Genomic DNA, 14,404 nt, shown 5'->3' with positions numbered 1-14,404 from the left:
GGAGGCGAGCACTGCCCGGGTGCGGCTGGTCGACGCGCAGTAGCTACCGGAATGACTTTTAGCGGCCGCCCATGATCGCGATGTAGTCCTGGGTCCAGCGGCTGTACGGCACGAACTTGCCACCTTCAGCCTGCGGGGTTTTCCAGAAGGCGATCTTGTCGAACTGATCAAAGCCGTTGGTCTTGCAGCCCTCGGCGCCGAGCAGTTCGCTCTCCTTGCACGCCGCCGGCACCGCCGGCAACGAACCAAACCACGCCGCCACATCGCCCTGGACTTTCGGTTTCAGCGACCAGTCCATCCACTTGTACGCGCAGTTCGGGTGCTTGGCCTCGGCGTGCAACATGGTGGTGTCGGCCCAGCCAGTTGCGCCTTCTTTCGGAATGGTCGAAGCAATCGGTTGTTTCTCGTTCATCAGACCGTTGACCTGATACGGCCATGCGCTGGAAGCGACCACGCCTTCGTTTTTGAAGTCGCTCATCTGCACCGTGGTGTCATGCCAGTAGCGGTGGATCAGCGGCTGCTGCGCACGCAACAGATCAAGCACGGCTTTGTACTGATCTTCGGTCAGTTGGTACGGATCCTTGATGCCCAATTCAGGCTTGGTCGATTTCAGATACAGCGCCGCGTCGGCGATGTAGATCGGGCCGTCATAGGCCTGCACGCGGCCCTTGTTCGGCTTGCCATCGGGCAAGTCCTGCGCGGCGAACACCACGTTCCAGCTGGTCGGCGCGGTCTTGAATACATTGGTGTTGTACATCAGCACGTTCGGCCCCCACTGGTACGGGGTGCCGTAAGTCTGTTTGTTGACCACGTACCATGGCGCGTCTTTCAGGCGCGGGTCGAGGGTGTTCCAGTTCGGGATCAACGCGGTGTTGATCGGTTGCACACGCTTGCCGACGATCAACCGCAGCGAGGCATCGCCCGACGCGGTGACCAGGTCGTAACCGCCCTTGGCCATCAGGCTGACCATTTCGTCGGAAGTGGCGGCGGTCTTCACATTGACCTTGCAGCCGGTTTCCTGCTCGAAACCGGTCACCCAGTCGTACGCCTTGTCGCTCTCACCACGTTCGATGTAACCCGGCCAGGCGACGATATCCAACTGACCTTCGCCGGCGCCGACAGCCTTCAACGGCTCGGCGGCTTGCAGGCTGGCGCTGGCCAGCAAGGCCGTGGTGATTGCACTGAGCAGTGCGGTCTTGTGCACGAACATGGTTGAACCCTCTTCTTTAAATTATGGTCGGGGCAGTTTTGAACGCGGTGAAGCATGCCGTTTTCGGCTTGTTATTAGCGTAGTCAGAGATGCTGGCCGTGGCGGGCCATGATGTGCCGCACCACGCTGTAGTCCTGAAGCGAATCACTGGATAAGTCTTTGCCGTAACCGGAGCGTTTCAGCCCACCGTGGGGCATTTCGCTGACCAGCATGAAATGGCTGTTGATCCACGTGCAGCCGTATTGCAGTCGCGCGGCGACCTGCATCGCCTTGTCCAGATTCTGTGTCCACACCGACGAGGCGAGGCCGTATTCGGAGTCGTTGGCCCAGTCGACGGCTTGCGCGAGTTCGTCGAAACGGGTCACGGTGACGACCGGGCCGAACACTTCGCGCTGGACGATTTCATCGCTCTGTTTGCAACCGGCCAGCAGCGTCGGCTGATAGTAGAAACCGGCACCGGAATGCACCGCCGCCCCGGTCACGCGTTCGATGTGCGGCTGACCGAGCGCACGTTCGACGAAACTGGCGACGCGGTCGCGCTGGCGGGTGCTGATCAGCGGGCCGATCTCGTTGTCGGCGTCTCGTTTGCCGGCGAAGCGCAGGCTGCTGACGGCGGCGCCGAGTTCGGCAACCAGTTTGTCGTGAATCCCGGCCTGCGCGTAGATCCGGCACGCGGCGGTGCAGTCCTGCCCGGCGTTGTAGTATCCGTAGGTGCGCACTCCTTCGACCACGGCCTGGATGTCGGCGTCGTTGCAGACGATCACCGGGGCTTTGCCGCCGAGTTCGAGGTGCGTGCGTTTGAGGGTTTTCGCGGCGGCTTGAAGAATTTTCTGCCCGGTGACGATATCGCCGGTCAGCGAGACCATGCGCACTTTGGCGTGGCCGACCAAGTGGCTGCCGACGCCTTCGCCGCCACCGCAGATGATGTTGATCACCCCGCGCGGGAGGATTTCGGCCAACGCAGGCGCCAACGCCAGAATCGACAGCGGTGTGTGTTCGGACGGTTTGAACACCAGCGTGTTGCCGGCGGCGAGGGCCGGGGCGATTTTCCACGCGGCCATCATGATCGGGTAATTCCACGGCGCGATCGAGGCGACCACGCCAATCGGATCGCGACGGACCATGCTGGTGTAGCCCGGTAGATATTCGCCGCTGAGCTGGCCGGTCTGGCAACGCACGGCGCCAGCGAAGAAACGAAACACATCGACGGTGGCAGTCAGATCGTCCTGGCGCGCCAGATGCAACGGCTTGCCACAGTTCAGCGATTCTAGGCGGGCGAGGTGATCGGCGTGCTTTTCGACGGCGTTGGCGATGTCGAGCAACAGGTTGGAGCGTTGCTGCGGCGTGGTGCGCGACCAGCCGTCAAAGGCGTGATGGGCGGCAAGGATGGCGGCTTCGACTTGCTCGGTGCTGGCCTCGGCGATGTGCGTAAGGACTTCACCGGTGGCCGGGTTGAGAATCGGCTCGACAAAGCCCTCACCAGCGACCAGTTCGCCGTTGATCAACAACGCGGTACACATCGGGGTCTGCGCGCCAGCCATTTTTCGCGTTCTCTTTTCTTGTGTGTTCATGACACTCCCTGTGACCGGGAGCCGAACGTCTTATAGATGCAGCAAGACTAGTGCGCGGCTCCGAGGTCGACAAATTCTAAATACTGAAGGCAGCATTCGATTAAATAGATGGCTTGCGTCCACCGTGGGGTTGCTCACGGGCGACGGTCAGGAACGGATCGACCAGCGCCGGGCGCGCAGTGCCACGGCGCCAGGCCAGACCGACATCCAGGGTTTGATTGAGATCGGCGATGGGCCGCGCTTCGATGATGTCGCCCTCCAGTGACCATGGGCGATAGGTCATGTCCGGCTGAATCGAAACGCCCAGTCCCGCCGCAACAAGGCTTCGCACGGCTTCGGTGGAAGCGGTTCTCAGGGTGATTTTCGGTTGCAGCCCGGCGCCGCGCCACAGGCGTTGGGCATTGCGATCCATTTCGTCGACGTTCAGCTGGATCAACGGCTCACGGGCAACATCGGCAAGGTTGATGCTGTCGTGTTCCAGCAACGGATGTTGGGCCGGCAGCCATAAACGGTGCGGGGAGTGGGTCAGCACTTCCGTCTGCAAGGCATGACGGTCTTCGAGGTTGGAGAGGATCAACACGCCGACATCGATCTCGCCGCTGACCAGCAAATGCTCGATATAGGGGCGTTCATCCTCCATCACCCTTATTTCAACGTTGGGGTAGGCCCGTTGAAATCGAGTCAGTAGATCCGCGAGGTAATAACCGGCGACAAGACTGGTCACCCCGACGATCAACTGCCCGGCAACCTGATCGGTACTTTGTTGCAGGCTGCGCTTGGCGTTGTCGACGGTTGCCAGAATCAGGTGCGCCTGGCGCAGGAATTGATGACCTTGGTGTGTCAGCGTCATGCCCTTGGCGTGACGGCTGAACAGGCTGACACCGATTTCTTCTTCCAATTGCTGGATCGCCAACGTCAGGGTCGACTGGGAAATAAAAGCGGTTTGCGCGGCGGCGGAGATCGAGCCGGTCTCGGCCACGGCGATGAAGTGACGGATCTGACGCAGGGTCATCATGAGAAGGCTACCCAGTGGGCGGTTTTTATAGATTGGCTGGAGTGTATATCTATTTTTCAGCGGTGCTACGCGCACAATCAATCCCCACTGTGGCGAGGGAGCTTGCTCCCGCTCGTCTGCGCAGCAGTCGTCAACCTTCGCGGTGGCGTTATCTGGAAATGGGGCCGCTTCGCAGCCCAGCGGGAGCAAGCTCCCTCGCCACAGGGCTGCAAGCAACATCTGGAAGCACACTCGCAAGCAGGGCAGGGGCACTTTCGAACTAGGCTGAGGGCCTTATAGATCCGGATAACCCCTGTTTTGGAGGCGGAACATGAACACCCGTGGATTGCTCGATCAACTACTCAAATCCGGCCAGGATCTGTTGCAAAACAAGGCCGGCAGCTCGCAGACCAAATCGTCCGGCGGCTTGGGCAGCCTGCTTGGCGGATCATCCAGCAAAGGCGCCCTCGGCGGTCTGCTCTCAGGCGCGGGCGGCGGCGCATTGGCAGCCGGCGCCATGGGCCTGCTCCTCGGCAACAAGAAAGTGCGCAAGGTCGGCGGTAAAGTCGCGATCTACGGCGGCCTCGCTGCACTGGGTGTGCTGGCCTACAAAGCCTACGGCAACTACAACGCCCAAAAAGGCACCGCCCCGCAAACCGAGCCACAAACCCTCGACCGCTTGCCACCTGCGCAAGCCGAACAACACAGCCAGGCAATCCTCAAAGCCCTGGTCGCTGCCGCCAAAGCCGACGGCCACATCGATGATCGCGAACGCCAGCTGATCGAGGGCGAATTCAGCAAGCTCGACAACGATCAGGAACTGCAACATTGGCTGCACGCCGAACTCAACAAACCTCTCGACCCCACCGACGTCGCTCGCGCTGCCAGCACGCCGGAGATGGCTGCGGAGATGTATATCGCCAGCGTGATGCTCGTCGATGAGGAGAACTTCATGGAGAAGAGCTATCTGGATGAGCTGGCGCGGCAATTGAAACTGGAGCCGGGGTTGAAGGTGGAGTTGGAGAAGCAGGTGCGGTTGGCGCTGAAATAAACTCTTCGTAAGCACATAGCAGAGGCGCTATCCCCTTCATCAGTCGTGATGGAAGGGGGCGCATTGTTCTTTCAATGCAGGCCCGCAGCCTTGCAGGCTTCGACAACGCTAGCGCCTTTCTTGTCAATGGCAGTTTTAACCACTTGGTTGGCCTTCATCAGCGCAGCGCTTGGCTTGGCCCACTGCTCTGAAGGGAGAGGCTCTGACCATTTTTGTACCTGATCCGGCAGGGTAGGACGGCCCATACGGTGACCCCATTCCGCCAACATGTACGGCATTTTCCAGAAGCTCAGCACCCGCCAGATGTACCAACGACGTAATGGCCATAGTGTTCGCTTGGGATGGCCATAATGCTCGCGCTCCTTGTCCGAAAGGTCGGCGCCTTCGTCATTCATCTTGCACATCCAGCGAGCGTCATCGCGCTCGATTTCAAAGGTGTGCAACCCTTCGTAGTGCTTGAGTCTGTCTCCAGTTGGAATCAACCCCAGTGCATCCAGCATCGGATTCGGCGCATCCACTACTTGGCCATCCTCCATGTAGTTGCGGATTGATTTCCACATTCCCAAGGCATGTGCATCACTGGGTTGCGGCAAAAGAAGAAACTGCACTTTTCTTTTGCGTCATCTTCCAGACACATGCCGAAGGTGTATTGGCGGGCGGCGCCATAACTGGTGATGCCTTGAGTGTTTGCGACCCGAGCGACTATTTCTTCCCAAGGTACTACCAGCACTTGATCGGTTTTACTGTCGACGTAGCAAAACTCGCATCGTTGGCGATTGAAGCGAATTGGATATTTTTTTCAGAAAATATCACGCCGGAAAACATACCGTAAAAATAAGCATCTATAAGGATAAGGAGCAGCAGTAAGGCGCTAGTTGTCTTTAGAAAAGTAAGTAAAATGCTCAGAGGGTCGGGAAAGTTTTCAGGGTAAAGAATATGCCGGCAAGGATGATAAGGCTTGGAATTATGAAGGCGGTAACTAATGCCATCCAAATTATTGCAGTCGATATTTTTCCGTGCTCAACCATTCCTCAATTACTACCACCAACTTTGAGGAAGGTATCATTCATGTCGGAAAAATTACGGCTAGATCCTTGATCTTGCCCTGTGTAAACGGGTAGTGGTTGCGTATTTCCCCGCGCAAGATTGCTGACTTCGGATATCCGGTGTTGAAGATGTCTCTAAAGCTGTGTTGCTGCGTATGAAAGAACTCATATATATTGATTGTCGCCATTTTTTATTTGCGAAAATGTTAAAGTCACGTTTGTAAGTGTGGCTGAGGGCCTTTAAATAGCTGAGTCTGCAGGTTAATAACTCGCAGAAGGTTTTCAGTTCTAATAGTGTTTTATTGGTTTTTTAACGTTCGCTTGTTATGAGTTATTAATTTTAAAATAATCCATAAAGTTTTTCCCTTCTGAAAATGCTTTTCGGATCTCAAGGGTCTGATTTAATAGTTCCTCGCTTGGTTTTACATGTTGATCGAGTGGAAGCGGTTTTGACCACTCTAAAACTTCTTTGGAGAAGCTCGCTTTCGGTCGGTTGTTAATCCATGCGGAAATGTAACATGGCAAGGTCCAGCCGCTAAAGAACTGGATTATTAAAAAGCCAAAGAAATACCGTATTGATGAGTGTTCTTCACGGTAGCTTTCACGGCACAGATTAAAGAACTCAACAGACCCTTCCTCAAGTTCGTCAGTATAGTCTTCCGGAAGGCTGTTGATGCCCTCTTCCATATAAGTTCGGACCATCTCCCATTCCGAAACTGCCAAGGCGAAACTACCACATTGTATAATGTTCCATAAAATATCTCCGTTGGAACTGTCGCGCAGACCGATCATCAATTTGTACTCTGGCGTGACGGAGTACTGAGTCACTAATTTTCCAGTGGATACGCATGTAATCACGCTTTCCCATGACACATATCTTGGTTGGTCTCCTTTTTTTGCGATATATACAACCGCTCTGCGTTCGCGGTTGAATCTGAGGGGGGGGTGTGAGGAAATCTCATTGGCAATTTTTATGAAATAGTAAAGGTAGAGTGCTGCAATCGACAAGATAATAAACCATATGACAGGGTTGAAAAAGAAACTTGCCCAAGCGCTGAAAAAATGTTCCGAGTGTCTCCTTACCCAAGAAGCAAAAGCAGAGAATAGTAAAAGAGAAGTGACAATTAGCATAATCGAACCAATGCCGATTCTAGCCATGAATTCAAAGCTTCCTTGGCCAACTGAAAAATCAAGGAAAGTATTGTTAGCGCTGCGATGTAATTGGCGAGCGCTAAACGGTAGGGAGCCAGTAGGTAGTGGTTTTGGAGATAGATATATTAGCTCTAAATCATTTTCTTTTTCAAAGTCGCCGGCACTTGGTAGACGTTGATATTTGCTGTTAGTCACGTAACTTCTCCGCTGTGATGTCAATCCATTTCAGTGGTGTTTTACTAGGTTTGATTGAGGTTTCGCCTTTGAGCGGTTTATTTGTAACAGAAAAATTTAGGCCGATCGAATAAAATAGAAAACCGTCGTCGGACTTTAGCGGGGCGGTGGCGATGTCTGGCTGTACGCTGAAGCGTAATCTCAGTTGGGAGAGTTCGCTGCACCATTCGTTCGGTACTTCTAGCTTGAAAAGTAGGGGGTTGTGACTTTCTACTTTGAAAAGATCGGTTACGGTTAAACCGACATCCTTTTCCTGATTTGCTAGCTGGGATATAAGTTCGGAAGCGATCAACCGTAATTAAACGACTGGAGCACGCCAGTCATCGGAACCCGAAGTACCGGATATTTCGTGGGGCCAGGTGATTTTGCGGTAGGTGAACTGCACTTCTCCAAGTGGGTGAAGTGCGAGTTGCCTGGATCCTGGCAGTTGTACATTTTGTTGTTAATGGCGGCATAGGTAATCATGAACGATGAATATTATCGAAGTCATCGGCTTTCGGAGTTGCATGTATCCCTTTTGCTTCTTGAGCGCGGTAATATGCCTCAATCGTCAACGATGGATCGATACGCGCTTTCACGATGCAGGGTTCTTTTTGCCATGGATATTGCTGCAACTGCTTGGCCAACGACTTCTGGCCGCCTGTGATCCATCCTTTCTCCGACTGTTCTCTCCATCGTCGTGGGTTGCGGCCAGTTTTTGCGTCGTGGGCGACTGTCACGGGATCAAGTTGGCGACTTTGCTCAAGCACAGGCAGGTCAGGCAGCGGCTGCGTGATATCCATGTAGCGTTGTAGACAATCCCAAAAAGCGAGTGCGTTGGCCTGATCCAGCCCCAGCGAGTGAACCTTGGTCGCCAGGCAAATTTTGTTGTCGGTATAGCGATGATGCAGCCACAGCGCGTAGTCGTGGGAGCCGAAGCCATTAGGAAGTAACTGAAGCACCGGGTCGAACTCTTCAAATGGTGCAACGAATAGCTTGCGGAAACGCCTTTTGAACCTGAGCATGCCATCAGTTCGATTAAATTCGCTGCCATCGTGCGTGCTGATTTTGCTATGAAACCACAATAATGCGTCGGTTCCGAGGGAGGCTACGAAATATAGAAAGACGCCTGCCCACAGGGCGATACTCATTGAGCTCGTATTGAATAGTGAACCTTTTAACCAATAGGTAGTAATTGCACCGGCTACAAATCCTAAGACTTGCATGTGGTGAACAAACTTATTGCCCGTCATGAATAACACTAGAGAGGTGAGCATCAAAATGGCAGTGGAAATACCAATGAACGCGCCACCCGCAGTGCCAGGGGCTCCATGTCCTAACTCTATTCCTATGGAACCGAAGACCCCAAGAGTCCAAGGTGCCCAAATGAACGAAAAACTTACGAGCTTAAGTACGAAAAGAAAATGTGGCACTTTGCTGGAGTTTTGAAATTTCCAGTGTTTATTTGTGCAGTAGGTTTCTGTGTCGTGCTCGTCTTTTTTATTCGGGGCGGCGAGTTTGATAACCTCAAATTGTGAACTGACTTCCACCTCCGGCTCTAAATTGGCATAATTACCAAATGCTAGATGAGTGTTAAACATTCCGGTCCGGTTGGCATCCTCCGGCCAGCGAGGTGGTGGTAAAAGCTTTTTGCTATCACTTCGGTATGCTCCACTGGCATAGGTGCTATTTATATCTGTAATCATACTTTAGACTCGATTATTTCAATCTGCCAATAAGGTGGTGCGTCTTCGGGTGAAATATTGTCCGGAGGTGTTTGGCGATCCCTAATAGTGAATGGTATCCATTTCTTAGGGCTAGGTTGAGGCAGTACTAGGCTCTCATCTGTTTCGCTGACGCTGAGTTCAAATTGAGCGCTTATTTTAAGCCCTTCGGTCATTTCGAAGCTGTAGCGTTGCAGTGGAGTGAGATGCATAACTGGAAGGCTAGGTGATAAAATGTATAACACGCTGGTCGCATCTAGTGGCAAAGCAGATATTTTTGGGCTTGCCGCGGGAACGCGATTATATCGTTTGACAGATAATAATCCAGACTTCTCCAGTCTGGTTTGGAATTCTTGCGCGATCAGTCGAAATTTTTTATCATTTTCGAACATTGACAATAACGGCGAGCTGAGAACTACAGCCCAATCGTTGTCATCCAGCATTTGCTTTTCAGGAATCACACATTCCAGTGCTGAGTTAGCCTTCTTCGACCTATTAGTATCTGCGTTTTGTAATGCTAGTCGATGGGCGGTTGGTGCCTTTTTACGCCATTCAGATAAGCGCTCTACGAAAATCTGAGGTCTTCCGATTATCCCAAGAAGCTGCTGGTAAGCTATTTTCTGGTCTTTTAAATGTGTGAAAATATCATGCTTGCCGATGAGGGTGTCTAGCATTCCTGTCTCGGCAAATTGAACGCCAAAGGGACCTTTTTTTACAATTATTTCAGTGTCACTATCAGTAAATATATTTGCAGCAATTGTGCCTCCAATAGTCATCACTACGCCAGCGAGTAAGATGTATGGATTTACAACAAGGCCTAATCCATAAGCGCCCCACAAGCCGCTGCCAACTGCAACAACTCCATACGCTGCTGCTGCATCAGTATCGCCTTGACTGAAGGATCGGTAACTGTCCCAGCCACCAAGCACCGCTCCTCCAAGTGTTGCAATGCCACCTATCGAGCGAAGTAATGGTAACTTAGAGCTACCAGTTTGATTTTTTAAGTTTCGTGCCCAGCTCGTAGAAATTTTCGCTACGTCAAACCGCGGCTTAGTTAGTTTTAGCTCCATCGTCGAGCCGAGTAGTAGCTTGCTGTGACTTCCCAATGCTGCAGATAAATCTAATGTTGCACTGGCTATCCCAGCGCCGCCTCGCAGTGACTCGTTGCTGGCGTTAAGGTCTTTGTACGCTTTTATTTGTGCCCATAGATTATATGTTGCAAACGCTACCATTAATGTTGGCACCGCTTTGTTCTTATCTAAAACTTTTGTTGTTGAACTCATTTGCACGCGGAAGGCGCTGTAGTTTGCCAAGTCTGGGTGGTTTTTTGGTATTGCAATTACAGTTAAGTCACGCAAGCTTGGTTGTGATGAGCGAGTTATTCGTGGACTTGTGCTACCTATAACTTCTCCAGATTGATTATGTAGCGTTGCATAGCGATAACTTTTTCTCGTCAATGCCTGGCGTTCGCTTTCAGTGAGCCCTCTGCGCAACCCCGCTCCCTGTACGCCAATAATTACGTAATCTTGTGCGAGCGCTTGACCCTGTTGCATCAATTTTATAGTTGAGATTTTTGGTAGTAACGCCGAAAGTGTCGAAAAAGTTGGCGTGAATATCCGGTCGAGTTGGATTTTCGAGGCGTCCTGAGACAATCGGCTAATCTGCGCTACTACGCTTGCGCCAAAATTATCGAACAGGTCAGCGAGAAAATAAACGAAGCTTTTCCCCGCGCTTGGCTGGTCCACTGCACCTGTTAACCCAGATGTCAGAATCAGAGTGCTTAACCCGATCAGGGTTGGGTCAGGTAATTGAGCTCTGTCTCGAAGTTTGATCAGTCGTTTGACTGTATCTGGAAGCTGTTCTGAGCTTTTCGCTAATAGTAGTGACCCGAGCGGGTGCTCACCTTTCAATATGGCCTGACAAATGCGATTTGAGGAGGCAGTAAGCTCTTTATATCCTTGACCGGTGTACATTGCATCGCAACGATTCGGAAGTTGATTAAGTGCCTCAATTATTTCGGTCATTAAGCTGTAAGGCTCTAAAAGACCCTCATCATTCCTATGGCACCAGTCGAGAAGCACTGTATGCAATTTACTGTCGGTTGCGTTAATAAGACCAAGCAATCGTGCTGCCAATTTTTCTCGACATTTTTTTCGCTCGCCTTCGAATACGACACTCTCCAATTTGGGCAGATCGACTTTGTCTTTTAAGTCGGCTAACGGCCCGGCAAGCGTGCTGTACAACACTTGGGCATAACGACCGTGTTGCTGATGGGGAACAAGAGCATTCAGGGTCTGTAGATAATCAACGCATTCGCGAATCTGCGCCGTCGCATGGCGCACTTCATATAGCGGATCATCGAGAATCATGCCAATTAGTTGGGGGTAATCACGCAGTGCCTTTTGGGCTAGCAAATCCTCTCCCGCCTCCAAGACTGGGAGAGCCGGCGGTGGCGCAAGTTTAATCTTTTGAGCCAGCTCTTCTTTGCGCTTTTGTAGCTTCAGGATTAGCGCATCGGGTTTGAATGCTGCGAAGTCCGGAGTGAACTCCGCAGGATCTTCCATAGCAGCTTCAATGCTGAAATCGCGTGAACGTAGACCCTTGGTAAGTTTTTTAATCGGCGTCGCGGGGTGAATTGAGGTGGCCTTCCAGATAGTGGTCTCACCTGCTGCGGCTGCCCAGGCGGAGGCCATATTTTGGCTGCGTGCCTTGATGCGGCTTGGGTCTTCTTCCAGCCAAGTGATGTATTCCCATGTCCAGGAAACTTCGCTGAAGGCCATGCTGAATTGTCGACCCACAAATCGGCCCTGAAGAAACATCGGCACTAGAATCAGTTGCTGTTTAACGCCCACCGGCTCGCGTTTATCGGCGTTGCCTTTTTTATCCGCGAGTTTCCGCCAGTGAACCAGGTCAACTTCGGACAGTTGTCCTTTGCCGTCGGTAACGAGTTCACGCCAAACCTTGTTGTTTTGGAATACATAAACGCGGCCCACACGCGGTACGCCGCCTTGCAGGGTTTCATTGAGCTTGTCGTGGCCCGGCAGGCGGGCCAAAGGGGTAATCGCGAGCAAAGTATTTTGCTGGTACTTGTCCAGCTCTTCGGTGGTTTTCGCATCCACCATGATAGGGATTTGCAGCTTGCCGCCATCGATTCGATCAACACTTAGTGCTAATCGTGATTTCTGATCATTATCGTAGTCAGTCTTCTTGCGCGTCCCTTCGGTAATGGACTTGTCCTTGAACTCACTCATGCCTTGTCCTCTGGCCCCAACAATTGCAATTGACTGCCCAAATCCGGGTCTCCCCACACGTCTACGATGAGCGCCTCTTTGCCTTTCTCGCTGGTTTTTCTTGGTGCGGCCGTGTTGACCGGTGCGTTGCCCAGCGTTTGCCCGACCGGTGCGGTATCGGCCGGCTTGGGCGGTACAGGAAGTACCGCAGTAGCGCCAGTACCGCTTCCGGGGCTGCCGCCGGAGTTGATGTTGATCACCGGGCCGCTCATGGTAACGCCAGCGGAGTCGATCTTGATAAAGCTGCCCCCTCCGATCAGCGTCAGCTCAGCTCCCGCTTCCAGCACGACCTTGATGCCGCTATCAAGATGGATTTCCTGCCCGGCATCAATGAACTGCCCGGTGCCAATCTTGACGTGCTGATTCACCCCGACCGTCAGGTGATCGTTGGCCTGCGCTTCAACCTTGCGATCCTCAAAAACCGTGTGGTGTTCTTCGGCCTTGAATTCCGTGTAGCTGTTCTTCTCGACGGTATCGTGACGCTCATTGCCGACCCGAATCTTCTGGTCGTGCTCGATGTTCTCGTCCCAATCGCGCTGGGCATGCAGGTAGATCTGCTCCTGACCTTTCTTGTCCTCGATGCGCAATTCGTTGTAGCCGCTGCCGCCCATTGAGCTCAGGGTTTTGAACGTCGTGCGCGTCTTGTTCGCTGGCAGGGCGTAGGGGACGGTGTTTTCCTTGTGGTACAGGCAGCCGCTGATCAGCGGTTGGTCGGGGTCGCCTTCGAGGAAGGTCACCAGCACTTCCATGCCGATGCGCGGGATGGCGATGCCGCCGTATTGGGCGCCGGCCCAGGCGCTGGAGACGCGGAGCCAGCAGCTGGTTTTGTCGTCGGCCTGGCCTTCGCGGTCCCAGTGGAACTGGACTTTGACGCGGCCGTATTCGTCGCAGTGGATCTCTTCACCTTTCGGGCCGGTGACCACGGCGCTCTGGCTGCCGAGGATGCGTGATTTGGCGTGGCGCAGGGGCGGGCGGTTCGGTACGTCCCACGGGGTGGCCAGGAAGCGGTTGCGGTAGCCCTGGTGGAAATCGTCCTTCAGCGCCGTGGTGTCGCTGGTTACCGACTCTTCGAGGACTTGCGGTTGTTTGCCTTCGTGGAGGACTTCGGTGAGCAGCCAGAGGTCGTTCCACTTGGCTTTCGGGTGCGCAGTGAGCGCGAGGAAGTGGCCGCTGACCAGCAACGGCTGATCGCTTTTGCCTTCGGCGAGCTGGAAGTCGCTGCGGTGGCGTTCGAGGGCGCGTTTGGCCAGGTGTTTGCCGCGCTCGCGGTCGACGAAACGGCCGGGGTAATCGTAATCCTCGAGGTCGGGCAGGGCGTCGCCACGGTTTTCGCTTTCAAGGGTGATCCGCGGTTTTTCGAAGTCGTAATCGCGGCGCGTGGTGCGGCTGGTACGGGTTTCCAGGCGCAGGTCGAAGCGCTTGATCACCGGGTCGCTGGCGACCATGCCGGAGTCTTGCTGATAGGCCACGGGTTTGAGTTTCGGGAACACCGTCTGGTCATCGCCGAAAATCAGTTTGTGCGCGGTGGCGCTGTGCTGGAAGTGGTAGTGAATGCCTTCTTCTTCGCACAGGCGCTGAATGAAATGCAGGTCCGACTCGTCGTACTGCACGCAATAAATGCGCTCGGGGTAGATCGAGTGGGTCTGGAATTCGTAGGCGTTGCTCTGGATGCCGTGCTCTTCGAGGACCATGCCGATGATTTTCGGCACGCTGAGGTTCTGGAAAATGCGCTGGTTGATGCGGTGCGCGAGGTACGCCAGTTGCGGGCGCAGGGTCAGCGAATAGCGGGTCAGGCGTTTGCCCGAGTCACCTTGCGCGGCGCGGTAGATCTGGCCGTGGATGCCGCTGCCGTCGGGCGACAGTTGCAGGAAGGCCGGTTTGTGCAGGAGGGTTTCGAGGTCCAGCGACGGCTGCTCACTGACCAGTTCCACCTCGAAAACGAAGGGTTGGCTGATGGCCTCGCGGCCTTGCAGGGTAAACACCTGAAAGTCGGCGGAGAGACCTTCGATGGTCAGGGCAAAGTGAGTTTCATTGGCCGGCGCGAACATCCGTTGTTCCTCGTGCTGTACAGCGGCGCTCGTCGATGGCCGCAAAAGCGGGTCAACGTACGCGAAATTCTGGAGGGGCGTAAACAACATCGACCAGCAGAGCTG

General features: G+C 53.8%; 10 protein-coding genes and 1 pseudogene. 2 read left to right on the top strand and 9 right to left on the bottom strand.

Annotation, left to right across the window (positions count from 1 at the left end):
- Positions 1 to 58: 58 nt before the first annotated feature.
- From ydcS to JFT86_RS00960, 3 genes are all read right to left on the bottom strand, one after another.
- Complete coding sequence (gene ydcS, locus JFT86_RS00970) at positions 59 to 1,210, bottom strand: putative ABC transporter substrate-binding protein YdcS (RefSeq protein ID WP_201235059.1); 1,152 nt, start codon at positions 1,208 to 1,210, stop codon at positions 59 to 61.
- An 83-nt stretch (positions 1,211 to 1,293) separates the two neighbouring features.
- A complete protein-coding gene (locus tag JFT86_RS00965) occupies positions 1,294 to 2,751 on the bottom strand; it encodes a gamma-aminobutyraldehyde dehydrogenase (protein WP_201238536.1) in 1,458 nt (485 codons plus the stop codon).
- Between the two features lie 130 nt (positions 2,752 to 2,881).
- The gene (locus tag JFT86_RS00960) at positions 2,882 to 3,796 is read right to left on the bottom strand and encodes a LysR family transcriptional regulator (RefSeq protein ID WP_007967749.1); all 915 of its coding nucleotides are present in this window, start codon (positions 3,794 to 3,796) and stop codon (positions 2,882 to 2,884) included.
- 310 nt (positions 3,797 to 4,106) lie between these two features.
- Here JFT86_RS00960 and JFT86_RS00955 point away from each other — a divergent pair, with 310 nt between their 5' ends.
- Positions 4,107 to 4,826 carry a tellurite resistance TerB family protein gene (locus JFT86_RS00955; RefSeq protein ID WP_201235058.1) on the top strand — a complete coding sequence of 240 codons (720 nt, stop codon included), beginning with the start codon at positions 4,107 to 4,109 and terminating at the stop codon, positions 4,824 to 4,826.
- 71 nt (positions 4,827 to 4,897) lie between these two features.
- Here the strand turns inward: JFT86_RS00955 and JFT86_RS00950 are convergent, their stop codons facing one another.
- Positions 4,898 to 5,344 (bottom strand): hypothetical protein, encoded by a 447-nt coding sequence (locus JFT86_RS00950; RefSeq protein ID WP_201234224.1) that lies wholly within the window; start codon positions 5,342 to 5,344, stop codon positions 4,898 to 4,900.
- 29 nt (positions 5,345 to 5,373) lie between these two features.
- Between JFT86_RS00950 and JFT86_RS00945 the strand changes: the two genes are divergently transcribed.
- Entirely contained in the window at positions 5,374 to 5,658 is a 285-nt protein-coding gene (locus JFT86_RS00945; protein ID WP_201234225.1) for a hypothetical protein, read from the top strand.
- 538 nt (positions 5,659 to 6,196) lie between these two features.
- On the opposite strand, the gene JFT86_RS29170 is transcribed toward JFT86_RS00945, so the two are convergent.
- The 5 genes and pseudogenes from JFT86_RS29170 to JFT86_RS00920 all read right to left on the bottom strand — a co-directional run bounded on the left by JFT86_RS29170 (position 6,197) and on the right by JFT86_RS00920 (position 14,299).
- On the bottom strand, positions 6,197 to 7,219 hold the full coding sequence (locus tag JFT86_RS29170) for a hypothetical protein (protein WP_347340302.1): 1,023 nt from the start codon (positions 7,217 to 7,219) through the stop codon (positions 6,197 to 6,199).
- Positions 7,220 to 7,556: 337 nt separating this feature from the next.
- Positions 7,557 to 7,705 (bottom strand): annotated as a pseudogene (locus tag JFT86_RS00935) (type VI secretion system tube protein Hcp); the annotation flags it as partial.
- A gap of 14 nt (positions 7,706 to 7,719) precedes the next feature.
- Positions 7,720 to 8,388 carry a hypothetical protein gene (locus JFT86_RS00930; protein ID WP_201234320.1) on the bottom strand — a complete coding sequence of 223 codons (669 nt, stop codon included), beginning with the start codon at positions 8,386 to 8,388 and terminating at the stop codon, positions 7,720 to 7,722.
- 551 nt (positions 8,389 to 8,939) lie between these two features.
- Positions 8,940 to 12,212 carry a hypothetical protein gene (locus tag JFT86_RS00925; RefSeq protein ID WP_201234226.1) on the bottom strand — a complete coding sequence of 1,091 codons (3,273 nt, stop codon included), beginning with the start codon at positions 12,210 to 12,212 and terminating at the stop codon, positions 8,940 to 8,942.
- Entirely contained in the window at positions 12,209 to 14,299 is a 2,091-nt protein-coding gene (locus JFT86_RS00920; RefSeq protein ID WP_201235057.1) for a type VI secretion system tip protein VgrG, read from the bottom strand. The genes JFT86_RS00925 and JFT86_RS00920 overlap by 4 nt, the downstream gene beginning before the upstream one ends.
- Positions 14,300 to 14,404 lie beyond the last annotated feature (105 nt).

Origin of the sequence: Pseudomonas sp. TH06, assembly GCF_016651305.1 — a bacterium.
Taxonomy (GTDB): Bacteria; Pseudomonadota; Gammaproteobacteria; order Pseudomonadales; family Pseudomonadaceae; genus Aquipseudomonas.
This window is presented reverse-complemented; position numbering and strand designations above follow the sequence as displayed.